This window comes from Methylobacterium oryzae (assembly GCF_021398735.1).
Lineage (GTDB): Bacteria > Pseudomonadota > Alphaproteobacteria > Rhizobiales > Beijerinckiaceae > Methylobacterium.
Genome location: NZ_CP090350.1, coordinates 45675 through 69733 on the forward strand (window position 1 = coordinate 45675; position 24059 = coordinate 69733).

Here is a 24059-nt window from a genome sequence, read left to right on the forward strand (position 1 = left end):
GTCGAGGGTCAGGGCAGCCGCCGGGGCGTCGGCGGGCCTCTCGTCCGGAGAGGCCCGCCTCGCAAGCAAAGGTGGCTAAAAGGCCGGCATTAACCAAAGCTTAATTATCTGAGGAGGGCCGCTCCGGCTGCCTAGCTCCGCAACGCCGGCTGAGATACGGTTAAGGATCACTTAACGGATCCGAATACGATGGCGTCTATTACAGGTCTCGCCAAAGACTTGGTGCCATACCCTGGTCCTGTGCCGCTGCGACGGCGTCCGACGGCCGCGCGGCGGCCGAGCGAGAAGCGGATCGCGCCGACCGTCTCGTCTCCCGACCACGGCCTTTCCGAACTCGCTCAGATCGAAGTCAATCTCGAAACCGACACCAGCACCCTGTGGGCCTTCATGCGCCCGCAGGGCCGCCCGTGCCAGAATCCCGAGATGCTGGCCGACTTCAGCCGCCTGCAGGATGGCATCGAGCGCGGTTTCGGCAACGGCAGCCTCGACCTGAACTACTTTGTCTTCGGTTCACGATTTCCCGGCGTGTTCAGTCTCGGCGGTGATCTGAGCCTGTTCGCGAGCAAGATCCGCGCGGGCGACGAGGCCGCGCTGGTCGGTTACGGCAACGCGTGCGTCGATGTTCTTCATCGCAACATGAACGCGCTGAACCTGCCGATCATCACGATCGGCCTCGTTCAGGGCGACGCGCTGGGCGGGGGGTTCGAGGGCCTGCTCTCGTTCGACGTGATCATCGCCGAGAAGGGCACCAAGTTCGGCTTCCCGGAGATCCTCTTCGGGCTCTTCCCCGGTATGGGGGCCTACAGCTTCCTCGCCCGGCGTCTGGGGACCATCAGGGCTCAGGAGATGATCCTCGATGGGAGAACCTACACCGCGGAGGAGATGCACGAACTGGGAATCGTTCACGTCCTCGCCGAGCGTGGCCAGGGCGAAGCGGCCGTGCGCGCGTACATCGCCGGCAACCACCGGCGCCGCAACGGGCAGCAGGCGATCTATCGAGCCGCCCGGGAGGTCAATCGCATATCGTTGGAGGAACTGAGAAAGATCGTCTCGGTCTGGGCGGCCGCCGCGATGAATCTCACGGACAGGGATCTGAGCATCATGGAGCGGCTCGTCCTGGCGCAGGACAGGCTCAGGGGAAAAGCCCAGGCCGCTCAGGCCCGCACGGTGACCGCGCGGGGACTGGCGGCGTCAGCTCGCTAGCTTCGTCACGGGCTCCGCGGCCGCGAGCATGGCCCGGATCTGGGATGCGGCGACCGGACGACTGAACACGTAGCCCTGGATCAGATCGCAGCCCTCGGCCCGGAGGATGGAGAGCTGCGTCTCCGTCTCGACGCCCTCGACGACGATGGCCATCCCGATGCTCCTACCCATCCCGACGATCGCCCGGATGATCGCGGTCGACTCGGCCTTCCTGTCCAGGTCCCACACGAACGACCGGTCGATCTTCAGCTTGTCGAAGGCGAAGTTTCTCAGGGAGCTCAGGGACGAGTAACCGGTTCCGAAATCGTCGATCGACAGGCGGATCCCGAGCTGGCGGAGCGTGTGGATGGTCTCGACGATCTTGTGCGTCGCGCCCAGCGTCACGCTCTCCGTGATCTCGAGCTCCAGGCGATGCGCCGGGAGGCCGGAGCGGTTCAGCGCGCCGATGACGTGGAAGGCCAGCTGCGGATCACCGAACTGACGCGGCGACATGTTGACCGCGACGCTCACGGTCGACGGCCAGTTCCGGGCCTCGCGGCACGCTTCGTTCAGAACCCAGTCGCCCAGCTGGACGATGAGCCCCGTGTCCTCGGCCACCGGGATGAAGTCCGACGGCGGGATGTAGCCGGAGACGGGGTGCTGCCACCGAAGCAGGGCCTCGCAGCTCACGATCGCCCCGGTGCTCGCGTCGACGATCGGCTGATAGTGCAGCTCCAGTTCGCCGTTGGTCAGGGCGGCCCGGAGATCGGACTCGAGGGCGTGCCGCGCGCGCGTGGCCGCTTCCATCTCGTGCTGGAAGATCTTGAACCCGCTCCTGCCGGCCCCCTTGATGGCGTAGAGGGCGATATCGGCGCATTTCAGCAGCCTGTCCTCGTCGTTGGCATGGAACGGGGCGATCGCGATGCCGATCGAGGCGCCGACCGTGACGTGAGTGCCGTCGATATCGAAAGGTCGCTCCAGCTCGTGCAGGACGCGCTGCGCGAGATCCTCCGCGACGGCCGGCGACGTGACGGATTGCTGGACGATGACGAACTCGTCGCCGCCGAGGCGGGCGACCGATCCGGACAGCGCCCCGATCCCGCGCAGCCGGTCCGCCACCATCTGCAACAATCTGTCTCCGGCCGGATGCCCCAGCGTGTCGTTGATGACCTTGAAGTGGTCGAGATCGAGCAGATGGACCGCGAAATCGCCCTTGCTGCTGGCGCTGGCTTTCAGCGCCTGGGAGACCTTGGCCTTGAAGCTGCTGCGATTGAGCAGGCCCGTCAGATCGTCGTAACGCGCCATCTGCTGGATGCGGGCTTCGCTCCGACGCCGCTCGGTGATGTCCTCGAAGATGATCACGTAGCCCTTCTCGGCGGTCCGCCGCTGCATCAGGGAGACCACGCGATCGTCGGGGAGGATCAGGACCAGGTTTCCCGACCTCAACGCGTTCGACGCCGCCGAGAATGTCGAGAGCGTCGCGCCGCGCCCCGCGGTCCGCTCATCGATGATGGCGCGGCTCAATGCGTACAGCGATTTGGCCGTCGAATTGGTGTGGATGCGGTTCGAGGGAATGCCCGATATCGAGAGGAACTGGTCGTTCCAGACCTGGAGCCGGCCGCGCGCGTCGAACATGCACAGTCCGTGCGACATGTTGCGCAACGCGATGTCGAAGAGATTCGCCTGGGCCTGGAATTTCTCGGCGAGCGCCTCCTTCTCGCGCGTCGTCACCAGGGCCGACACGATGATCTCGCGCGTGCTGAGCGTGATGTCGATCATGCCGTAGGCGAACAGGAGCGAGAGGATGCCGAGCGAGGCCCGCTCGCCGTCGCCCGACACGAGCAGGCCCGCCGACAGCGGCATCGCCGACAGGAGCACCTGCGCGATGGCCAGCAGGGGGCGGCCCGCATTGCGGCCCGAGATGCCCGCGGCGTAACCGATCGTGAACGTGGGGGTGATGACCTGGAGCGCGAGGTTGGACGACCGCGTCGTGATGAGGAACGACAGGATGCCGAGCGACGCGGCGTAGGCGAACGCGCCGAGGGAGAAGTAGGTCTCCCAGAGCTCGTAACGATCGTGCTTCTGCGGCCCCTTCGTCAGGTAGATCCGAGCGAGCACGATGCGGGTGAGGCCGATCAGGCCGACCGCGAACGCGGTCACCGTGATCGCGCGATCGTCGGACCAGAACGCCGCGGCCGTGGCGACGATCGTCCCGGACGCGGCGCCGACCGCGAGCGACGCGAAGGGCTGATACAGCCCGTCGACGAGCGAGCGCTTCACGCCGCGCGCGAGGAGGGCATCTTCAGCGAGTGCGGCCCGCAGCTTGGAATACAGTCCCAACGCGGCGTCTCGCTACTTCGCTCTCGTCGAGGGGGTGATCATTTTAGCAGTTCAATCCCAGGTTATATCCGCATATTAGCGGCCTCGAATTTCAGAAATATTGAAAACCGTGGTTAACGGCGCGCGCGAGGCAAATCTCTGCTTCGAATATTTGTCTCCTCTGCGCAAATATTCGGTGATCTCCGTCGTTCACGAAGCCGAATATCGGTGCCGCGCCGGGCAGTCCGGCGCATGTATGGACGGGACGGACGGGGAGGGTTCACTCATATCCCGTCGGGCGTTGCGCCGCGGACACCCCACATTCGGAGCTGTCGTCTTGCTCGGCCGCGTTCGGCGCGAAGACGTCTGCCTGTTCGTCAGACGTCGCGGCGATCGCGCGATCCTGCCCCGGCGGCATCGTGGCACCGCTGATCCCGTTGCGCGCTCGACGTCCGCATCGGTGCCCGGATGATGTCGTCTCGTCGGGGACTTTCACGCTCCCGGGCGGGCGACATCGCTGTCCGCCGTGCGCGACCGCCACCGTTGCGTGTGAGCCGCTTCCCCGGCGCGATTGCGCTCGCGGAGTCCGGGCCACCCGCGCGTGGACGCCGGCGGGTGCGGCGCGCCGCCGGCGACCGGCTCAGCCGATCCCGAGGCCGCGGATGAGCAGGACGGCGATGGCCAGCAGCACGAGGAGCGAGGCGGTGACCGCCACCGTGACCCGGCCGCCGACCTGGGCCAGCACGCGCACGTCCACCCCGAGGCCGAGCGCGGCCATCGACACGATGGTGAGGAAGCCGGCGAGGCGGGAGATCGGCGCGACCCAGGCGTCCGGGATCAGCCCGAGCGAGCGCAGGCTCGCCAGGGCCAGGAAGCCGAGGATGAACCACGGGACCAGCTTGAAGAAGCCGGGCCGGCGCCGGGCGCTCCCGGGGGCGCTTCCCCCAGCAGGCTCGGCGGTCGCTCCCGCCGCCGGCAGGCGCGGGGCGAGGAGCGAGAGCGCCAGCACCACCGGCCCGAGCATCAGCACCCGGACCAGCTTGACGAGTGTGCCCACCTGCGTGGCGAGCGGGCCCACCGGGACGGTCGCGGCCAGCACCTGCGGCACCGCGTAGACGGTCAGGCCCGCGAGCACGCCGTACTGGTGCTCGCTGAAGCCGACGAGCGGCACGAACAGCGGCAGGCCCAGCACCATCAGCACGCCCAGCACCGCCGTGAAGGCGATGGCCGCCGCCACGTCCCGGTTGTCCGCCCCGATCACCGGCGCCACCGCGGCGATCGCCGAGTTGCCGCAGATGGCGTTGCCGCAGGCGATCAGCAGCGCCATGCGCACCGGCAGGCCCAGGGCGCGGCAGAGCGCGCAGCTCGCCAGGATGGTCAGCGCCACCGCCCCGACGATGCCGGCCAGCAGCGCCGGGCCCGAGGCGACGATCGCCCCGAGGCTGACCGCGGCGCCGAGCAGCGTGACGGCCACTTCCAGCACCTGCTTGGCCGAGAAGGCGATCCCGGCCTTGAAGCGCGCGCCCGGCACCCAGGCGGTCCGCACGGCCGTCCCCAGCAGGATGGCCAGCACCAGCGCCTCGACGTAGGGATGGCCGGTCAGGTGCTCCTCGCCGGCCTGCAGAGCCTGCGCCACCGCGGTGATGCCCAGGCACAGGAGCAGGCCCGGGAGCAGGGTGCCGGCCGCCCCGGCCCAGGCGGAGGCCCCCCGCGACCCGGTCGGCGCGGCCCCGGACCGGTCCGGCACGGCGGTTCTGACGGTCATCGCGCGACCTCCTGCCCGGTCTCGGCGCTCAGTAGGCCGCGCCGAGATAGCCGGCGATGGCCCGGGCCTGCTCCTCCGTGATCGGCGCCCGGTAGACCTTGATCATCTTGGCGACCTCGGCGTCCCAGAACGCCTGCCCCTTCCGGGGCGGCTGCATGGCGACGTAGTCGGCCGAGTGGCAGGTCAGGCAGTTCTCCTGCGCGGCCTGGAAGCCGGCCGCGTGCGCGGCGTCCGGGGCCGGCCGGAACTGCGCCGTCGGCTCCGGCAGCGCGTAGGTCTCGGGCGCGGCCAGCGCGGGTGTCGCGGCCAGCGCGGCGGCGATCGCGACGACCGACGCGCGGGGTGGGCGGGTGCTGAACATGCCGATCCTCCCTCTAGGCCGCGCGCACGCGGGTCGTCTCGACGACGTTGCGCATGTAGCCGGCGGGGTTCCAGCGCGGCTCCATCGGCTGGGTCGCGCCGTCGTTGCCCGTGGCCCGCACGCGCAGGGCGTGGGCGCCCGGCGCGAGATCGACCTCCGCGGTCCAGGTGCGGAAGGCGTAGGGGCCGAGATCCTGGCCGAGCCGGGCCGCGCTCCAGGTCCGGCCGTCGTCGGCCGAGACCGCGACGTCCCGGATGCCCGAGCCGCCGTCGAACGCGATGCCCCGCAGGGCGACCGGACCCGCCTTCACCGGCGCGCCGTCGGTCAGGTTCGTCAGGAAGGAGCGGACGTTGAGGCGGCCGATCGGGACGGTCCTGTCCGGCGCCTTGCCGGGCTCGGTGCAGGCGCAGGGATTGTCGGGGATGCGGTAGGCCGTCTTCATCCAGAAGCCCTCGAAGGGGTGATCGAGGACGGCGATGCTGTCGAGGTGCTTGACCCAGTAGGTGCCGTAGTAGCCCGGCACCACGAGGCGGAGCGGGAAGCCGTTGAGCCAGGGCAGGTCCTGCCCGTTCATGCCCCAGGCGAGCAGCACCGCGCCGTCCCGGGCGTGGTCGAGGGTCAGCGCCTTGGCGAAGTCCGGCGTCTCGGGCAGGACCGGCCCGTCGAGGCCGTTGAAGGCGACCTGCACGGCGCCGGCCTTCACGCCGGCCCGGTCGAGCACCGTCTTGAGCGGCACGCCGGTCCAGCGGGCGCAGCCCATGGCGCCGTTGGCGAGCTGGCCGCCGGCGATGCGCGGCTCGAAGAAGCCGCGGGAATTGCCCGAGCACTGGTTGACCGCGACGATCTCGGTCTGGGGCATCGCCTTGAGGTCGGCGAGCGACAGGGAGAGCGGGCGCTCGACCTGCCCGGTCACGGCGACGCGGAAGGCCTGCGGGTCGATCTCGGTCGGGATGTCGGCGAGGTGGTAGCGGACGAAGAACGCGTCGTTCGGCGTGATCGCGCCCCCGTCGAAGACCGCGAACGGCGTCTCCAGCTGCGGCGGGCGCGCGGTCATCTGCAGGAGCGGCCGCTTGCCCGGATAGGCCACGAGCGGCCGCTCGCCGTTGCCGAAGGGCAGCGTCCCCCCGTCGGCCGCCCGTGCGCGCGGCACGCCCCCGAGCGCGGCGAGGGCGCCGAGGGCGCTCAGCCGCATGAAGTCCCGTCTTCCGCGATCGGTCATCGCGCGCTCCCCGTTCAGGCTGTGGCAGCGGAGGTCCGGTTCGGCGCGCCCCGCCTTCGACTGCGAGGCGGCGCGTCGGGGGATCCCGGTCAGCGAAGGACCGAGAGGTAGTGGATGTCCTGCGTCAGGCAGGTCGAGAGGCGCCACTCGACCGGCCGCTCCTCGAGGTCGATGGCGACGCGGTCGATCTCGAGGGCGGGGGTTCCGGCGGGCACCTGGAGCAGCTCGGCCTCGCGGGGCCCGATCGCCACGGCCTTCAGGCGCTCGTTGGCGGTGGCGATCGTGATGCCGTAGCGGGTGGCGTAGAGGCTGTAGAGGGTGTTCGGCAGCTCGATCTGGGCGATGCCCGGGAACAGGCCGGCGGGCACGCTGATCGTCTCGACCACGCACAGCTTGGCGTCGACGGCGCGCACGCGCTCGATCCGGACCACGCGGGCGGACCGCACGAGGTCGAGCCGCCCGCGCTCGTCGGCGCTGGCGGCCGCCTCCGCGATCCCCGTGACCCGGCTCGTGGGCATGCCGGTGCCGTCGCCGTCCGGCCGCAGCTTCAGGAAGCGGAAGACGCTCTGCTTGTCGTCGTGGTCGGCCACGAACGTCCCGCGGCCCTGGCGGCGCACCAGCAGGCTGTCGGCGGTGAGCGCGTCGAGCGCCTTGCGCACCGTCCCCTGGCTGACGCCCAGCTCGGCGGCGAGCTGCCCCTCGCTCGGAAGGATCTGGCCGGGCTGCCAGACCGCGTCGGCCAGGCGCTTCAGCAGCGTGTCGTAGACCTGCCGGTAGAGCGGGCGGAAGCCGACCGCGCCGGCGCGTCCCGAGTCTGCGCGCCCCGAGTCTGCGCGCCCCGAACCTGCCTGCCCTTCGCCTGACCGTTCCATCGCGTGACGACGCAGAGCCCCATCCGTGGGTAGAGCGTCGAAGGTTGTGTCCAGCACCTCTCCCTCCTCTCGCTTACGTCGCCCTGCCGACGGGAGCAATCACGGGTTCTTCCTCCGCACAGGCGTTACGCCTCACAGCGCCCGGATCTCGGCCACGAGGGCTTCGGCCACGTCGAGGCCCGCCTCAGCGGCCCGGCGGCGGAGCCCGAGCCGGCGGCTGCCCGGGAGCCGGGCGCCGTCCTGCGCCTCGATCGCGCCGGCCAGCGCCGCGAAGCGCTCCGGCGCGTCCGGGCTGAGCGCCGAAGCGTCGAGGGCGAGGATCAGCTGCCCGGTGCCCGGCGGGTCGCCCGCGGCGTCGAGGAACGAGGAGGCTTCACCGGCGAAGCGCGCGCCGACGAGCCCGGCGGCCAGCAGCTCGACCATCAGGGCGAGCGCCGTCCCCTTGGCGTCGCCCAGCGGCACCATGGTGCCGTCGAGGGCGGCCGTGGCGTCGGTCGTCGGGCGTCCCTCCGCGTCGAGGGCCCAGCCCTCGGGGATCGGCTCGCCGCGCTTGGCCGCCCCGACGATGTTGGCGCGGGCCACCTTCGACAGGGCGAGGTCGACCACGATCGGCGCGCGGCCCGGCAGCGGGCAGGCGAAGGCCAGCGGGTTGGTGCCGAACACCGCCTGACGCCCGCCCCAGGGGGCCATCGCGGCGGGCGTGTTGGCGAAGAGCAGGGCGACGCAGCCCTGCTCGGCCAGGGCCTCGACCGGGCGGCCGGCCGCGCCGCAATGGTGTGAGCGGCGGATGCCCGCCGCCGCCACGCCCTGCTGGCGCGCGACGCCCGGCAGCGCCTCCAGGGCGAGGTCGATCGCCGGGTAGGCGAAGCCGTGGGCGGCGTCGATCGCGAGCAGGCCCGGCCGCGGGCGCGACGCAAGCGGGACCGCGTCGCCCGCGACCTTCCCGGCACGCACCTGCGCCGCGTAGGGCGCGACCCGCGACAGGCCGTGGCCCTTGAGCCCGTCCGCCTCGGCGCCGACCAGGGCGCGGGCGACGCTCCGGGCCGCGGCCTCGGCCGTGCCGCAGCGGACGAGGGCGTCGGCGGCGAGGGCCTCGGCCTCCGACAGGGTCAGGTTCGGCATCGGCTCAGCGCTCCGTGAGATGGCGGCGGACGGCCGCGGCCGTGACGGCGGAGACGCGCACGTTCGATTCCTGCGTCACCCCGGCGATGTGCGGCGTGAGGATCAGGTTCGGCACGTCGGCGAAGACGGCGCCCGCCGCCGCGTCGAGGGGCTCCCGGTCGAACACGTCCAGCGCCGCGCCGCCGAGATGGCCGGAGCGCAGGGCTTGCGCCACGGCGGCCTCGTCCACCACCCCGCCGCGGGCCGCGTTGATCAGGATCGCGCCCGCAGGCATCCGGGCCAGCGCCGCCGCGTCGATCAACCCGCGGGTCTGATCGGTGAGCGGCACGTGCAGCGAGAGCACGTCGCTCTGCGCGATCAGCGCGTCGAGCGCCTGGCTCTGCACGGGGCCGTAGGCCGGGTTCCAGGCCGGGTCGCCCGCGGCCACGAAGGGGTCGTGGGCGGCGACCGTCATGCCGAGGGCCGCCGCCCTCCGGGCAGTCTCGCGGGCGATCGACCCGAAGCCGACGAGGCCGAGGCGCTTGCCGGCGATCTCGCGGCCCATCAGGGCGTTGCGCGGCCACGCGCCGGCGGCGACGGCGGCGCTCGCCCCGTAGGCGCCGCGCAGGAGCAGCATCGCGGTGGCGACCACGTACTCGGCGACCGCGCCGTCGTTGGCGCCGGTGGCCGGGTAGACCGCGATGCCGCGCGCCCGGCAGGCCGGGACGTCGATGTTGTCGAGGCCGACGCCGAGGCGGCCGACGACCTTGAGGTCGCGGGCGGCGTCGAGCAGAGGGCCGCGGACCTGGGTCCGGTTGCGCACGATCAGGGCGTCGGCCCGGGCCACGGCGGCGGCGAGGTCCCCGGGCCGGTCGACGAGGCCGGGATCGTACTGCACGTCGAGGCCGGCGAGCTCGGCCGCGATCGCGGCCTCGTCCATGAACTCGCTGATGATGACCTTGGGCATGGAGGATCCTTCTCAGGTCGCCGGCACGGCAGCGGGGAGGGGGCGGCGCGAGGCCGCCGCCGGCTCGCGGGCGGGGATCGCGTCCGCCGCCTCGTCCTCGTCGTCGAGAAGGTCGAGGTTCGGGGTGATGCGGCCGTCGAGCACCGCCCGGGCGTGGGCGAGGTCGATCTTGCCCTCCCAGCGGGCGATCACGAGGGTCGCCACCATGTTGCCGACCGCGTTGGTCACGCAGCGCAGCTCGTTCAGGATGCGGTCCACCCCGATGATCAGGGCGATGCCCGCCACCGGCAGGAGCTGCGAGGCCTGGAGCGTCGCGGCGAGCACGAACAGGATGGCGCCGGCCACGCCTGCCACGCCCTTCGAGGTCACCAGCGCGATGGCGAGGATGCCGAGCTCCTGCTCCCAGGTCAGCGGCACGTTGAGAGCCTGGGCGATGAAGCCGATCGCCATGGTCAGGTAGATGCACGAGCCGTCCATGTTGAAGGACAGGCCGGCGGGCATCACGAGGCCGGTGACGCTCTTGTCGACCCCGAGGCCGTTGAGCTTGGCCATGATCCGCGGCAGCACCGATTCCGAGCTCGTGGTGCCGAGCAGGATGAACAGCTCCTCCCGGCTGTAGCGGAACAGCTTCCACAGGCTCAGGCCGACGTAGAAGCGCATCACGCCGCCGAGGAAGACCGCGATGAACACGATGAAGGTCAGGTAGAGGGAGACGATCAGCATCCCGTACTGGGCGAGGATGCCGAGCCCGAACTTGCCGATGGTGAAGGCCATCGCCCCGAAGGCTCCGATCGGCGCGAAGTGCATGATCAGGCCGACGACCTTCATCAGCACGTCGCCGAAGGCGTGGACCACCTTGAGCGGGAACTCGCCGCGCCGGCCGAGCATCGCCAGACCCATGCCGACGAGCACCGAGAAGAACATCACCTGGATCAGGTCGCCCTTGGCGAAGGCGTCGACCGCGCTGTGCGGGATGATGTTGGCGACGATCTCCATCGGCGACTGCGCGTGGGCCTTGCCGGCGATGCCGGCGACCAGCTTGGCGTCGAGGCTGTCGACCGTGGCGTTCACGCCGTCGCCCGGCCGCAGCAGGTTGACGAACAGGAGGCCCGCGGCGAGCGCCACGGTCGTGGCGACCTCGAAGTACAGGATGGTCTTCAGGCCCATCCGGCCGACGCTCTTCATGTCGCCGACATGCGCGATGCCGACCACGACCGTGCAGAAGATCACGGGGGCGACGATCATCTTGATCAGGTTGATGAACATGTCGCCGAGGATCTTGCAGCCCACGGCGAAATCGGGGGCCACCACCCCGACCGCGATGCCCAGCGCGATGCCGAGCAGGACCTGGCCGTAGATCGACCGAAGCAGCCTCATGCGTTCCTCCAGAATGACGGGACGGAGGCCGCCGCGGTTTCCCCCGCGGTCGTGCGCTCCGGCGTGGTCCTGACCCCGTGGCGTCGGGGCCGCGCCCGCGGACCGGATCGCGGTCCGCGGGCGCGGGACTTGTGCGTCAGGCGCTGCGGTAGAGCTTCGTCATCACGAATTCCCGGTGGCCGAGGGACTCGGCCGCCGTGAGCCGGCCGTTGGCGGTGCGCACCACCATGTCGATGAGCGCGTCGCCGGCCTGCGGGATCGTCATCTCACGGGTGAGCACACCCGAGACGTCGACGTCGATATGCTCGCCCATGGTCCGCACGGTCCGGGGATTGCCGGTGATCTTGATCACCGGGACGATCGGGTTGCCGATGACGTTGCCCTGGCCGGTCGGGAAGGTGTGCACCACGTAGCCGGCCGCCGCCATCAGGGTGACGCACTCGGCCGCCGCCGAGGACGTGTCCATGAAGTACAGGCCGGGCCCCTTGGCGGGCGCCTCCGCGGGCTGCAGCGCGTCGATGAACCGGCACTCGTGGCCGATCTTCTCGAGGTTGCCGAGCGCCTTCTCCTCGATCGTGGTGAGGCCGCCCGCGATGTTGCCCTTGGTCGGCTGCGAGTCCGAGAGATCGTCGGTCTTGTGGGCCTCGATCACGTCGTCCTGGTAGGCCTTCCACATCGTGTACCACTTGTCGGAGACTTCCGGGCTGATCGCCCGCTCGCGACAGAGGTGCTCCGCGCCGGTGATCTCCGAGGTCTCGCCGAACACCCCGTAGATCCCGTGCGGGATCAGCTTGTCGTACATGTTGCCGACGGTGGGGCAGGAGGCGAGGCCGGTGGTGGTGTCGGACTCGCCGCACTTGGTCGAGACCCAGAGGTCGGCGATCGGGCATTCCTCGCGTTGGAGCTCGGTGGCCCACTGCACGAAGCGCTTGGCCTGGTAGCTCGCCCTGGCGACGATCGCGATGTCGCCGTGGCCCTCGATGCCGAAGCCGACGACCGGCTTGCCGGTCTTGGCGATGCCCTCGACCACGCGGTTGGTCCACTGGTCCTCGATGCCGATCACCACGACGGCGGCGACGTTCGGGTTCGAGCCGATGCCGATCAGGGTGCGGAAGTGGAGGTCCAGGTCCTCGCCGAACTGGAGCCGGCCGTAGGCGTGGGGCAGCGCCATCGTGCCCTTCACATTGTTGGCGACCGCCTCGCAGGCGGCGTTGGACAGGTCGTCCAGCGGCAGGAGCACGACGTGGTTGCGCACGCCGACCCGGCCGTTCTCCCGGCGCCAGCCCATGAAGGTGGCGGAGGTGTAGTTCTCCGAGGCGCGCCCGGTCGCGAGCGCCTTGGTGGCGAACTGATCGGGCGCACCGCCGACGAAGGGGGTGGCGATCTCGTGTTCGAGCTGAGCGGCTTCCTTGAACATCGTCACCTCACCAGCGCTTCGTCTTGACGTTGTGGACGTGGACGTGCTCGCCCTTGGCGACGTCCTTGATGACCTTGCCGATGTCCTGGCCGTACTTGATGGCCGTGTCGCCGGCCTTCAGGTCGGTGAGCGCGACCTTGTGGCCGATCGGGATGTCGTGGCGGACATGGACCTCGAAGGTGCTGTCGTTCTCGGTGACCACCCCGAAGGCGTCGGTGCTCGCGCTCAGGCCCTCGATCACCGCGACGGCGACGTTGTCCTGGGGGGAATGGGCGAGAAGATGCGGCTTGCGGCGCCCCGCGCCGGACGCGGCGTGGCTGCTCATGCGGTCCTCCTGATCTGCGTCGTCGGCTTCTCGGCGGCGACTGGTCTTATATAAGACCAATGAGGTGTCCGGCGTCAACGGGTGATCGAGGGGTGCGGGTGATTTCACTGGTTCGGGGACGGCACCGAGCGCCCCCTCCTCCTCTGTGGCGGTGGGAGGTCGCGAGCCGGATCCGGAGGGCCGACCCTGTCGCGCCGCAGAGGCATGTGCCTTGCTCAGTCGAACAAGTCTTATATAAGATACATGGAAAGAGAGCCCGCCCCGGCGGGACGCGGGCCGGGAGGACGAGAATGGCGGGTGTGCGCGCGGATGGGATCGGCCGGGCCGGGCGCCCCCGGTGAACGAGACGCTTCTCCTGATCCTGTGCGTCGGCTGCGCCGGCGTGATCTCGGGCCTGACGGGCTTCGCCTTCGCGCTGATCGCCTCCGGCACGCTGCTGTCGATCCGCACGCCCGTGGAGGCGACCGCCCTGGTGCTCGTCTGCAGCATCCTCTCGCAGGTGATCTCGATCCTGCGCCTGCGGACCTGGCCGCCGCGGGGCACCGCCTTCGCGATGATCCTGCCGGGCATCGTCGGCGCGCCGATCGGCATCCACCTGCTGCATGATCTCGATCCGCGCTTCATCAAGGTCGCGATCGGCGCCTTCCTTGTCCTCTACAGCGGCGGCGTCGCGCTGCTGCGCGCCGATTACCGGGTCGGCTTCGGCAATCGCTGGAGTGACGGCGCGATCGGCTTCCTGGGCGGCGTGCTGGGCGGGATCGCCGGCCTGTCCGGCGCCCTGCCGACGGCCTGGAGCCTCGTGCGCGGCTGGGATCCGCGCACCCAGCGGGCGGTCTACCAGTCCTTCACCCTGGTGATGCAGGTCTGGGCCCTGACGATCCTCGTCTATCTCGATCCGCTGCCGCCCGAGCTCCTCGGCGACCTCGCCCTGGCGCTGCCGGTGGTGCTGGTGAGCGTGCTCGCCGGGCTCTCGCTGTTCGCCCGGATCGACCAGCGCCGCTTCCGCACGCTCGTCCTCGCGCTGCTCGCCGCGATCGGCCTGACCACGACGGCCCTGGCGCTGCCCGGCCTGCTGCAGAACTGAGCGCGGCCGGTGGGGCGTCAGCTGCCCGCCTTGTCGTGGACGCCCGCGAAGAACAGGTCCTTCCAGCTCTCCGGCCGGCGACGGATCGTGCCGGTGCGGGCCATGAAGTCGGCGACCTTTCCGACCGCCCGGGGCGTCGCCGTGAAGGAGACCTGCGGGTCCTTCAGGATCTCGGTGATCAGCCCGACATCGCTCCCGTTGCGGGCGAGCCGCACGTAGGCGCGCGCCGCCTCCGACGGATCGGCCGTGATCGCGGCGAGCGCGTCGTCCAGGGCGGCGTTGAAAGCCGCGACGACACGGGGATTGGCGCCCGCGAAGGCCGAGGACGCCCAGACGACGTTGAAGGTCGAGGGTTCGCCCAGCACGTCGAAGCTGTTCAGCACCGTGCGGATGCCGGGCCGGCGCAGCTCCAGCTCCTGGATCGGCGCGGCGGTGAAATGGGCCGTCACCTCGCTGCCCCCGAGGAGCGCCGCCATGCCGTCGGGATGGGAGAGGGTGACGGTGAGCCGGTCGAGGTCGTTGCGGCGGCCTGCGCCGAGCTCCTTCTCGGCGGCCATCTGCAGGAACATCGCCTGGACCGAGACCTTCACGGCGGGGAGCGCGATCTTGTCCCGGTCGGTGAAGTCGGCGAGCCGGTGCACCTTCGGATTGCTGGTGTTCATCAGGAGCGGCATGCTGTTCATCGCCGCCACGCCCTTCACCGCCATGGCGGTGCCCTCGGTCTTCGACCAGAGCAGCACGAGGGGCGGCACGCCGCCGGCCGCGAACTGGATCGTCCCGGAGAGCAGGGCGTCGTTCATCGCCGCCCCGCCCGCGAGGGTGAGGTAGCGCGCCTGGAGCCCCGCCACGCCGCGGGCGGCCGCGGCCTTCTGGAGCAGGCCCTGCTCCTCCATCAGCATCAGCGGCAGGTGGCCGAGGCTCGGCTGGCGGGCGATCGCCACCGCGCCGACCTCGTCGGCCCGCCCCGGGACGGGACTCGCCAGGAACGCCGCTGCCCCGGCCAGAACGTCGCGTCTGCGCATGATTCCCCTCCTTGAGCCCAAGGTCCACGACCGTCGCGCCGGCGCACGTGGCGGGCGCGACCTGCCCCCTCTCCCGAGCGGGAGAGGGTTGGGGTGAGGGATGAGAAGGTTCAGGATTAAGCCCGCCCTCGAACCGCCTACGCGGTGCGCCTCGTCCGGATAGGTCTCATCCCTCACCCTGTCCCTCTCCCGCCCGGGAGAGGGGACCCGCGCCTCATTCGGCAAGACGGCGTCGCCGTCATGTATCGTGCTCGCCCCCTCAGCCGGGGCGGCGGATCACCGGCGCCGCCACGCTCGCGATCATCACGTTGATGCAGGCCGGCAGGCCGCTGGCCTGGGCCGCCTCCAGCGCCGCCGGAAGCTCGGCCGCCTCGGTCACCAGCGCCCCGAAGCCGCCGAGGGCCTGGACGACCGCGTCGTAGCGGGTCGGGAGCAGGTCGCAGTGGCGCGTCCGCTCGGGGCCGTAGCTGCGCAGCTGGATCTGGTGCTCGGCGTTCCAGCGCGCGTCGTTGCCGACCACCGCGACGAACGGGATTCGATAGCGCACGGCGGTGTCGAACTCGGCCATGTGGAAGCCGAAGGTGCCGTCGCCCAGCACCGCGACCACGGGGGCACCGGGGCGCTCCAGCGCGGCGGCGATCGCGAAGGGGATCGACGCGCCGATCGTGCCCGAGACGCCGTTGATCAGCCGGCGCCCGGCGCGGACCAGGGCCTGCGGCCACTGCCCGATCTCGCCGCCGTCGCAGATCAGCGTGCCGTCGGGGTGGCGTTCCAGGAAGGCGTCGACCGCCCGGCACAGCTCCACCGGGTGCAGGCGCGCACCACCCCCGCGCAGCTCCGCCCAGGCGGGCGGCCGGTAGGCGAGGGCGGCCCGCGCCTCCCGGTGCCAGGCCTCCCGGCGGGGGAGGGCGGTGGCGCGCGCGGTCAGCGCCGCCAGCACCGGCCGCGGATCGGCGAGGCCCGAGACGGCGAGGCGGTCGGCCGGCGCGCGGGCCAACAGCGCCGGATCGGGATCGACGACGGCGAAGCGGCAGTCGGGCGCGAGGGCGGGCGCCGCGCCGAAGCGCAGGGTGAAGTCGAGCGGCTTGCCGAGGAGCACGAGGAGATCGGTCCGCGCCAGGATCTCCGCGAAGGCGCCGAGCGCCGGATCGTTGATCCCGCGCGGGCTCTCCATGCCGACGACCGGCAGGCCGAGAGTTTCTTCCAGCGTTGCCATGGCAGCCCGGCCGGAGGCGTCGCACAGGGCCGGGCCGCAGGCGATCAGCGGCCGTTCCGCCCCCGCGAGGGCAGCGAGGAGATCGGCCACGAGATCCGGCGCCGGCTCGGCGATCCGGATGGCGGCCGCGGCCCGGTCCGGGATCCGCACCGAGGCGGCGGGGACGGCCGTCTCTAGCAGGTCGACCGGCAGGCTCAGATGGACCGGGCCGGGCCGCCCCTCCCGGGCGATCCGGAAGGCCCGGGCGAGGTCCGGCCCGAGGGCGGCGACCGACCCGGCGGTCCAGGCGGCCTTGGTCATCGGCCGGGCGATGTCGGCCTGGGCCAGTTCCTGGAAGGCGCCGCGCCCGAGCTCCGACAGGCCCGCATGGCCGGAGAGCAGCAGCACGGGCGACTCGGCCGCGAGCGCCGTGGTGAGCGCCGCCGCGCCGTTGGTGTGGCCCTGCCCACCGGTCACCAGGGCGACGCCGACCTCGCCGGTCAGCCGGCCCCAGGCGTCGGCCATGTGGACGCAGGCCGCCTCCTGGCGGGTGTGGATGAGGCTGATCCCGGTCTCCAGCAGGGCGTCGAAGACCGGCATGATGTGGTTGCCCGACAGGGTGAAGATCCGGGTGACGCCGAGCGCCTCCAGGGTCCGGGCCACGATGTCGGCGCCGCGCAGGGTCTGCATGGACGGGCTCTCCTCAGGCGGCGGCGTCGAGGAGCGAGCCGCCGGGCCGCACATGCGTGAAGTGCACCGGCTCCATCGCGAGGTCGAGCGCCCCGCCGCGCTGGCGGACCACGGTGAAGTGCGAGGTCGCGAGGTCCGAGGCCTCCGGGAAATCCTCGCGGAAATGGGCGCCGCGGCTGTCGGTGCGGGCGAGCGCCGCCCGGGCGACCGCCTGGGAGACCAGCACGAGGTTCTCGAGGTTCAGCCGGTCCATCCAGGTCAGCGCGTAGCGGCGGTCGCCGTCCGGCGCGCCGGCCCGGGCGACCGCGTCGGAGAGCCCGTCGAGGGTGGCGAGCGCCCGGGTCAGCCCGGCCGCGTCCCGCAGGATGCCGACATCGGCCCACATCGTCTCGTAGAGCGCCTCGCGGATCTCCGGCAGCGACTCCGCCGGCCGGCCGAGCGGGCCGTAGGCGCGGGCGAGGCCCGCCTCGATGGCGGCGGGATCGGGCTCGGCGAGGCGGCCCTCGCGCGTCACGGCCCGCGCCATGGACTGGCCGGCCAGCCCCCCGAACACCGTGGAGTTCGCAACGCCGTTGCCGCCCAGCCGGTTCGCCCCGTGGACGCCGCCGGTATCCTCGCCGGCAGCGTAAAGGCGCGGCAGCGCGGTGGTGCAGTCGACCGCGAACTGGAGGCCGCCCATCATGTAGTGGGCCGTGGGGATGACCTCGACGAGCCCGCCCGCGAGGTCGAAGCCGCAATCGGCGCAGCGCTCGACCATGCCCTTGAACCGGCGGCGCACGTCCTCGGGGCCGAGATGGCTCATCTGGATGTGCACGCCCCCGCTCGGCGTGGCGAAGCCGTCGCGCAGCCGCCGCATGATCGAGCGGCTGACCACGTCCCGGGTCGCGCGCTCGGCCCGCGGATCGTAGGCCTCCATGAAGCGCTGGCCGGTGGAATCGAGGAGCCAGCCGCCGGCTCCGCGCAGGCCCTCCTCCAGCACCGTCCCGGTCATGCGGGTGCCGGCGCCGGCGAGCAGCCCGGTCGGGTGGAACTGCACCATCTCCATGTCGCGCAACGGCAGCCCGGCGCGCAGAGCCATGGCGAGACCGTCGCAGGACTTGTCGCCCGACGGCGTGTGGTACTTGTACATGGTCGGCCCGCCGCCGGTGGCGAGCAGCACGGCCTTCGCCCGCACCAGCTTCGGTTCGCCGGTGCGCATGTCGAGCATCAGCACGCCCGCCAGCCCCGAGCCGTCCCGGGCCGGGATCAGTTCCAGGGCGCGGTGGTCCTCCAGGCGGTGCACGTCCCGGCGCCAGACCTGCTCGGACAGGCGGTTGATGATCTCGATGCCGGTCAGGTCGCCCTTGTGCACCGTCCGGTCGAAGGTCTGGCCCGCGAAGGCCTTCTGGTGGACGCTGCCGTCCGGGTTGCGGTCGAAGAAGCAGCCGAGCTCGGTCTCCAGCTCGCGGATCCGCACCTGCGCCTCGGTCACGAGCGTCCAGGCCAGCGCCTGGTCGTTCAGCCACTTGCCGCCCTCGATCGTGTCCATGAAGTGCCGCTCGACCGAGTCGCCCGGCGCCAGCGCCACGTTGTAGCCGCCCTGGACCATGCGGGTGCAGCCGCATTTCCCCAGCAGACCCTTCACCGCGACGGTGACGTCGAGGTCCGGCGCGACCTTCTTGGCGTGGAGCGCGGCGAACAGCCCGGCCCCGCCGGAGCCGAGGATCAGGATGTCGGTCTCGACCTGTTCGGGGCTCATCGGGCCTCCTCGAGGGAGGCGATGACGGCGTCGCGCCGGGCGGCCACGTCGCGCTGCACGTCGGCGAAGAGCGAGCCGCCGTGCGAATCCATGCCGACCAGCAGCGGCCCGAAATCGCGGATCGCGAACTGCCACAGGCTCTCGGGATGGAGATCGTCGAGGTCGACGTCCACGATGGTCTCGATCCAGGTGGTCTCCAGCGCCGCCGCGCCGCCGACGATCGCCAGGTAGGCGCCGCCGCGCCGCGCGAAGGCGTCGAGGGTCGCCGGCCCCATGCCGCCCTTGCCGACGATGAGGCGCACGCCCTCGCGCTCCATCAGCGCGTCGGTGAAGCGCTCCATGCGCATCGACGTGGTGGTGCCGATGCAGAACGGCGCGAAGCCGACCGGCGCCTCGTTGGAGACCGGGACGCGGTGGACGTTCGGCGCGGTGTGGATCACCGCGTGGCCGTCGAGGTCGAGCCGGGTGCGGCGGTCCCGGTCGAACATGTGGATCAGGGTCGCGTCGCGGATGCCGAACAGCCAGCGCCGCAGGGTGACGGTGTCGCCGATCCGGAGCGCCCGGATCTCGGCCTCGCCGGCCGGCATGTCGAGGACGTGGTGGGCCACGGTCTGCTCCTCAATCGAACGCGATGCCGCCGGGCGTGAGCGTCGCGCGGGCGCGGCGGGCCGAGTGGCACTGGATGTTCACCGCGACCGGGTTCTGGGTGATGTGGGTCGCGGCGAGCTCGACATGGACGGCGAAGCTCGTGGACCGGCCCCCGAGCCCCTGCGGGCCGATGCCGAGTTCGTTCACGGCCCGCGACAGCTCGGCCTCGATCCGGGCGCCTTCGGGATCGGAGCAGACCGAGCGCAGCGGCCGGGTCGCCGCCACCTTGGCGAGGTGCATGCACAGGTCGGAGGTGCCGCCGAGCCCGACGCCCACGATGGTCGGCGGGCAGACCCGGCCGCCGAGCTCGATCACCCGGTCGATGACGAAGCGCTTGGCCGCGCCGATCCCGTCCGAGGGCAGCAGCATCTGCAGGAACGAGCCGTTCTCGGAGCCCGAGCCCTTCGGGATCATCTCCACCGCCACGGTCTCGGGCCGGTCGTCGAAGTCGACGTGGATGATCGGCACGCGGATGCCGCAGGAGGTCTGCTCGTTCCTGCGGGTGATCGGGTGGACCACCGAGGAGCGCAGGGAGAAGTCCTTGGTCGCCCGCTCGCAGCCGCGCCGGATCGCGGCCTTGAGCGCGGCGCCGTCGAAGCGCACGTCGGCGCCGATCACGACGTTGTAGATCGGGATGCCGGTATCCTGGCAGAGGATATTCTTCGTGCGCTCCGCGACCGCGACGTTCTCCACCATCGTGTCGAGGATGGCGCGGCCGGTGGCGCTGGTCTCGGCCCGCTGCAGGTCGGCGAAGCCCGCCTTGATGTCGGGCGGCAGGATCTTCAGGGCGCGGACGTAGAGGTCGCGGCAGACCTCCTCGAATTCGCGGATGTCGAGATCCATGGCGGGTCTCCGCTGGTGACGGTCGGGGGATCAGGCCCCGCTCAGGAGGAACAGCAGGCCGACCGCGAAGGCGGCCGCGAGACAGCCCGCCACGACGCCGGCATTGCGCTCGCGGAAGCGCAGCCACTCGATGGCGAGCACGCGCAACCCCAGCGCCATGTGGACGGCGAGCGCGCAGACGAGTCCCCATTCGGCCGTGCGGACGAGGCCGTTGTGGGTGAGGCCGAGGAAGCTCTCCAGCCGGTCGGCACCCTGGAGCGCGGTGCCGAGCGCGATGAAGTGCATCGGCAGGAACAGCGCCAGGGCGATCCCCGAGAGCCGGTGGATCAGCGCGGCGGCGAAGCCGGGCCGGCGCAGGGACGCGCGGGTGATGCCGGCCCGCCCGGCCGTGCCCGGGGCGGTCCTCATGCCGCGTACACCGCGAGTGCCGCCCGCAGGCCCAGCCCGGCGAGCAGGGCCGAGAGGGCGATCATGGCGACGTCGAGGGAGCGGCCGCGCCAGCCGGTCCACTCGCGCAGGACGCTGCGCAGGCCGATCGGCGCGTGGATCGCGGCGGCCAGGACGAAGACCGCGTAGAACAGCAGGAAGGCGAGGTTGCCCTGCGTCCGGCCCAGGATCTCGCCGGCCGTGAGCCCGCCGCGCACCGCGTAGAGGATCGTGCCGAGATGGACCGCGACCGTGACCGCCAGGATCGCCGCGGTGCCGCGCTGGGCGAGGTACAGGAGCGGGCTCATCCGCGCCTCCAGAACCGGCGCAGCGCCGCCTTGCCGGTCTCGCGCTTGAGGCCCGCGATCGAGAAGGTCGGGCTCAGGCCCTTCGGACAGTGCTCGGTGCAGCTCATGTGGCTGTGGCAGGAGTGGCAGCCGGCATCGCCCGCCACCGCGGCGAGCCGATCCCGGTCGCGGTCGCGCACGTCGTTGACCAGCGTCCAGGCCCGGTTGAGGGCCGCCGGCCCGAGATAGTCGGGGTTCCACGTCACCAGATCGCAGGCGGCGTAGCAGACGCCGCAATTGATGCACTCGATGCCGGCATCGACCTCCCGGCGCGCGGCGGATTCCGGTTCCACGACCGCGAAATCCTCGGGCGGGTTCTCGCCCGGCTCGAAGAAGCCGTGGGCCCGGCGCCACTTCTCGAAGAAGGGCTCCATGTCGACCGCGAGGTCCTTCACCACCGGCAGGTTGCGCAGGGGCTCCAGCAGAAGCTCTCCGTCGGGCGCCACGGCGGCGACCCGGGTCCGGCAGGTCCAGCGCGGGCGCCCGTTCACCGTCATGCCGCAGGAGCCGCACATGCCGACGCGGCAGGCGAACCGGTAGGCGAGGGTCGGGTCCTGGTCGCGCTGGATCTCGGTGACGACGTCGAGCACCGTCTGGTTGGCCCGGCGCGGCACCGCGTAGTCCGCGACGGTCTCGCCGCGCCGGACATGCACCCGCAGCGTCTCGCCTGCACCCGGGTCGACGGCCGCGTGGCCGACGGGAGCCGTCACCGGTTGGCCTCCTTCGGAGCGCCGGCAGCGTTCGGATCGGGGAAGAACAGCTCGCTCTCGCTGTCGGCCTTGGCCGAGACCAGCCCGGCCCGGTTCATGTACGCGAGGTAGGCGAGCATCCGCTCGGGCTTGGTGGTCCAGGCGTTCTGCGGCGCGCGGATGATGGCCACGGCCTCCTCGGGCGAGATCTTCGCCCCCTCGGCCTTGATCCACAGGGCGGCGGCCCGGGCCGGGTCGTCGCGGATCAGCGCGAGGCTCTCCTCCAGCGCCGCCCGGAAGGCCGCCGTGACCTTGGGGTTCTCGGTGACGAAGCGGTTGGTCGCCCAGACGAGGTTGAAGGTGTGGGGGCCGCCCATCACGTCGTAGCTGTCGAGCACCTTGCGGGCGCGCGGGTCCTTCAGCTCCATCTCCTGGAAGGGCGGAGAGCCGAAATGGGCGGTGATCTCGGAGCGGCCGCCCATCATGGCGGTCTGCGCGTCCGGGTGCCCCATCGAGACGGTGAGCGGGTCGAGCTTGGCCTGCTGGCCCGGCCCGAAGGCCTTCTCGGCGGCCATCTGCAGGGTGATGGCCTGGATCGAGGTCTTGGCGGTCGGCAGGGCGATCTTGTCCTGGGGCCCGAAATCCGTGATCGCCTTCACCGCCGGGTTGATGGTGACCAGCCAGAGCGGCATCGCGTTCAGCGCCGCCACGCCCTTGACCTTGAGATTGCCCTGCGTCCGGCCCCAGATCGTCAGGAACGGGCCGACGCCGCCGGAGGCGAGGTCGAGGTTCCCGGAGAGCAGGGCCTCGTTCATCCCCGAGCCGCCGGTGAAGCGCAGCCACTCGGCCTTGACGTCGAGCCCGCGCTGCTTGGCCTGCTTCTCGAGCAGGCCCTCCTCCTCCATCACGGTGAGCGGCAGGTAGGAGATCCCGAACTGCTTGGCGAGCCGCACGGTCGAGACCTCGGCCCGGGCGGCGCCGAGCGCCCCCCATAGGACCGCGACCGTCCCGACGAGCCGGATGATGCTCCGTGCCGTCATGGCGCTCCTCACCTGTCCGCGCGCCGATCTTGCGAAGTCCGCGACCTCGTCGGCGTCGGATCGAGGATACGCCCCCGGGAAGGCCTGTCAACATTCATGTGTCATATATATGACTTGAGGGCCGAGCTCCCGGTGGCTGCACCGAGGCGCCCCGTGCGCGAGGGGACCGGCGGCGGATCGGCGGCCTGCGACCGGCTCTCGCCCTCGCTCTCATTGCGATGATCGTCGACATGGCACGCGTCAGAGTCGGCCCTTGTCTCGGGCTACCCGCCCCGCTGCGGGCGTCGGCACAGATTTAAGGTCATTTATAAGACTTGCGCGCAGGCGTGCCGCTGCCGGCTGCCGCGACGTCGCTCACGCGAGGGCCGGCCGGAATGCGGCCTGCGGCCGGCACCGCGCAACCCGACCCGCGGCGGAAGCCGGATCCGCCCGCGTCAGTCTTCCAGTGGCCGAAATCCGCTCGATGCGGGCTCCGCCGCCACGGCGCAGGTGTGGTCCTGCACGACCTCGCCGTTGGAGGCCTTGCCGAAGCGGCTGGTCACCAGACCGTCCAGGAGCACGAAGCCCGGCTTCGCGCCCGGAAACTCGGCGCCCACGACAGCCAGGGCGTGCTCGCCCATGGCCGAGCGCGCCCCGTCGTCGCGCGCCAGCAGGTCGAACGGGTCCGCGGTGCCGAGATCCTCGCCGAGCACGCGCATCGCCCTGTACGGGCGACCGACCAGCGGCTCCGCGAGAGGGGCCCAGCGATCCCCGATCGTGGGTGCGAGGCGGCGGAGGGTGTCGCGGACATCCTGGCGGACGCAGTCGATGTGGATGTGCAGCTGCCCCTGAGTCCGCCGCAGCCGCGAATTCACCGCGAGACTGACGTCCCGCCGGTCGAGCGGATGGCCGAGACGCTCCTCTACGAAGGTTCGGGCGCGCCACGCCTTGGCGAAGTAGTTCGTCGTGCCGGGCTGGAGGAGCACGGGGCTCTCGATGCCGGTGATGCGCGCCGTCGGGATCAGGAGGAACTGCGCCCGCCCGCGAAGGTCTTTGAGGATGGCGTATCCCTTCTCGACCCCACCCTCCAGGTCGACCAGGCTGCACGGTGCGGGGCCCTGTCCGCGCAACGCGTGGGGGACGCACGCGCCGTGCACGATCGCCCACAGGGCTCCGCCCTTCCCGAGGAGGTTGGGCACGAGGGCGACGGCCAGCCAGACGGCCGTCGCCGCGAGGACGAGCAGGATGCCCAGCGATCGCCGCGACAGCCCGGTCCTCGCGCGCCCCGTCGAGCCGCGCGGTGACACGGTGCCCGGCCGGCCGCGGACGGCGTCACGCACCTGACGGGTGAGCTCGGCCGCGGCTCTGCGCAAATCCATGACGTGACCCGGTAGCCCGTTGCCGCGAAGCGCCGGGGCCGCCGACGCCGGAACCGTCTTACAGATCGCCCGCC

22 protein-coding genes are annotated in these 24059 nt (G+C 71.5%); 2 read left to right on the top strand and 20 right to left on the bottom strand.

The window, feature by feature from the left end:
- The first annotated feature begins 240 nt into the window (after positions 1-240).
- The gene (locus tag LXM90_RS28605) at positions 241-1203 is read left to right on the top strand and encodes a crotonase/enoyl-CoA hydratase family protein (RefSeq protein ID WP_234083270.1); all 963 of its coding nucleotides are present in this window, start codon (positions 241-243) and stop codon (positions 1201-1203) included.
- Here the strand turns inward: LXM90_RS28605 and LXM90_RS28610 are convergent.
- The 10 genes from LXM90_RS28610 to LXM90_RS28655 form a co-directional block, all read right to left on the bottom strand.
- The gene (locus LXM90_RS28610; protein WP_234083271.1) at positions 1192-3522 is read right to left on the bottom strand and encodes a putative bifunctional diguanylate cyclase/phosphodiesterase; all 2331 of its coding nucleotides are present in this window, start codon (positions 3520-3522) and stop codon (positions 1192-1194) included. The genes LXM90_RS28605 and LXM90_RS28610 overlap by 12 nt on opposite strands.
- 619 nt (positions 3523-4141) lie before the next feature.
- Complete coding sequence (locus LXM90_RS28615) at positions 4142-5266, bottom strand: YeiH family protein (protein ID WP_234083272.1); 1125 nt, start codon at positions 5264-5266, stop codon at positions 4142-4144.
- 28 nt (positions 5267-5294) lie between these two features.
- Positions 5295-5627, bottom strand: a complete 333-nt coding sequence (locus LXM90_RS28620; protein WP_020094928.1) for a hypothetical protein — start codon at positions 5625-5627, stop codon at positions 5295-5297.
- Between the two features lie 13 nt (positions 5628-5640).
- Positions 5641-6846 (bottom strand): molybdopterin-dependent oxidoreductase, encoded by a 1206-nt coding sequence (locus tag LXM90_RS28625; protein ID WP_026605217.1) that lies wholly within the window; start codon positions 6844-6846, stop codon positions 5641-5643.
- Between the two features lie 89 nt (positions 6847-6935).
- The gene (locus LXM90_RS28630; RefSeq protein ID WP_049961882.1) at positions 6936-7775 is read right to left on the bottom strand and encodes a GntR family transcriptional regulator; all 840 of its coding nucleotides are present in this window, start codon (positions 7773-7775) and stop codon (positions 6936-6938) included.
- Between the two features lie 75 nt (positions 7776-7850).
- Positions 7851-8840 carry an Ldh family oxidoreductase gene (locus LXM90_RS28635; RefSeq protein WP_042672188.1) on the bottom strand — a complete coding sequence of 330 codons (990 nt, stop codon included), beginning with the start codon at positions 8838-8840 and terminating at the stop codon, positions 7851-7853.
- A 4-nt stretch (positions 8841-8844) separates the two neighbouring features.
- Positions 8845-9786, bottom strand: coding sequence for an NAD(P)-dependent oxidoreductase (locus tag LXM90_RS28640; RefSeq protein WP_234083273.1), 942 nt, complete (start codon positions 9784-9786; stop codon positions 8845-8847).
- Between the two features lie 12 nt (positions 9787-9798).
- Entirely contained in the window at positions 9799-11163 is a 1365-nt protein-coding gene (locus LXM90_RS28645; RefSeq protein WP_100251796.1) for a cation:dicarboxylate symporter family transporter, read from the bottom strand.
- A 136-nt stretch (positions 11164-11299) separates the two neighbouring features.
- Positions 11300-12580 carry a UxaA family hydrolase gene (locus tag LXM90_RS28650; protein ID WP_326491911.1) on the bottom strand — a complete coding sequence of 427 codons (1281 nt, stop codon included), beginning with the start codon at positions 12578-12580 and terminating at the stop codon, positions 11300-11302.
- 7 nt (positions 12581-12587) lie between these two features.
- On the bottom strand, positions 12588-12905 hold the full coding sequence (locus LXM90_RS28655; RefSeq protein WP_020094921.1) for a UxaA family hydrolase: 318 nt from the start codon (positions 12903-12905) through the stop codon (positions 12588-12590).
- Positions 12906-13242: 337 nt separating this feature from the next.
- Between LXM90_RS28655 and LXM90_RS28660 the strand changes: the two genes are divergently transcribed.
- A complete protein-coding gene (locus tag LXM90_RS28660) occupies positions 13243-13989 on the top strand; it encodes a sulfite exporter TauE/SafE family protein (RefSeq protein WP_103985145.1) in 747 nt (248 codons plus the stop codon).
- A 17-nt stretch (positions 13990-14006) separates the two neighbouring features.
- Here the strand turns inward: LXM90_RS28660 and LXM90_RS28665 are convergent, their stop codons facing one another.
- The 10 genes from LXM90_RS28665 to LXM90_RS28710 all read right to left on the bottom strand — a co-directional run bounded on the left by LXM90_RS28665 (position 14007) and on the right by LXM90_RS28710 (position 23985).
- Positions 14007-15011, bottom strand: a complete 1005-nt coding sequence (locus LXM90_RS28665; protein WP_103985144.1) for an ABC transporter substrate-binding protein — start codon at positions 15009-15011, stop codon at positions 14007-14009.
- Positions 15012-15270: 259 nt separating this feature from the next.
- Positions 15271-16896, bottom strand: coding sequence for a thiamine pyrophosphate-binding protein (locus LXM90_RS28670; protein WP_234083275.1), 1626 nt, complete (start codon positions 16894-16896; stop codon positions 15271-15273).
- 13 nt (positions 16897-16909) lie between these two features.
- Positions 16910-18634, bottom strand: coding sequence for an L-aspartate oxidase (locus LXM90_RS28675; protein ID WP_234083277.1), 1725 nt, complete (start codon positions 18632-18634; stop codon positions 16910-16912).
- Positions 18631-19242 (bottom strand): fumarate hydratase C-terminal domain-containing protein, encoded by a 612-nt coding sequence (locus tag LXM90_RS28680; protein WP_234083278.1) that lies wholly within the window; start codon positions 19240-19242, stop codon positions 18631-18633. The genes LXM90_RS28675 and LXM90_RS28680 overlap by 4 nt, the downstream gene beginning before the upstream one ends.
- A 10-nt stretch (positions 19243-19252) precedes the next feature.
- Positions 19253-20125, bottom strand: a complete 873-nt coding sequence (locus LXM90_RS28685) for a fumarate hydratase (RefSeq protein WP_042672195.1) — start codon at positions 20123-20125, stop codon at positions 19253-19255.
- A gap of 30 nt (positions 20126-20155) precedes the next feature.
- The gene (locus LXM90_RS28690; RefSeq protein ID WP_020094914.1) at positions 20156-20533 is read right to left on the bottom strand and encodes a succinate dehydrogenase, cytochrome b556 subunit; all 378 of its coding nucleotides are present in this window, start codon (positions 20531-20533) and stop codon (positions 20156-20158) included.
- A complete protein-coding gene (locus tag LXM90_RS28695; protein WP_020094913.1) occupies positions 20530-20859 on the bottom strand; it encodes a succinate dehydrogenase membrane anchor in 330 nt (109 codons plus the stop codon). Before LXM90_RS28695 ends, LXM90_RS28690 begins: the two co-directional genes overlap by 4 nt.
- Positions 20856-21608: a succinate dehydrogenase/fumarate reductase iron-sulfur subunit gene (locus tag LXM90_RS28700; RefSeq protein WP_020094912.1), complete on the bottom strand. Its 753-nt coding sequence runs from the start codon at positions 21606-21608 to the stop codon at positions 20856-20858. The genes LXM90_RS28695 and LXM90_RS28700 overlap by 4 nt, the downstream gene beginning before the upstream one ends.
- Entirely contained in the window at positions 21605-22627 is a 1023-nt protein-coding gene (locus tag LXM90_RS28705; RefSeq protein ID WP_020094911.1) for an ABC transporter substrate-binding protein, read from the bottom strand. Before LXM90_RS28705 ends, LXM90_RS28700 begins: the two co-directional genes overlap by 4 nt.
- 434 nt (positions 22628-23061) lie before the next feature.
- A complete protein-coding gene (locus tag LXM90_RS28710) occupies positions 23062-23985 on the bottom strand; it encodes a CDP-diacylglycerol diphosphatase (RefSeq protein WP_049961883.1) in 924 nt (307 codons plus the stop codon).
- Positions 23986-24059: the final 74 nt, after the last annotated feature.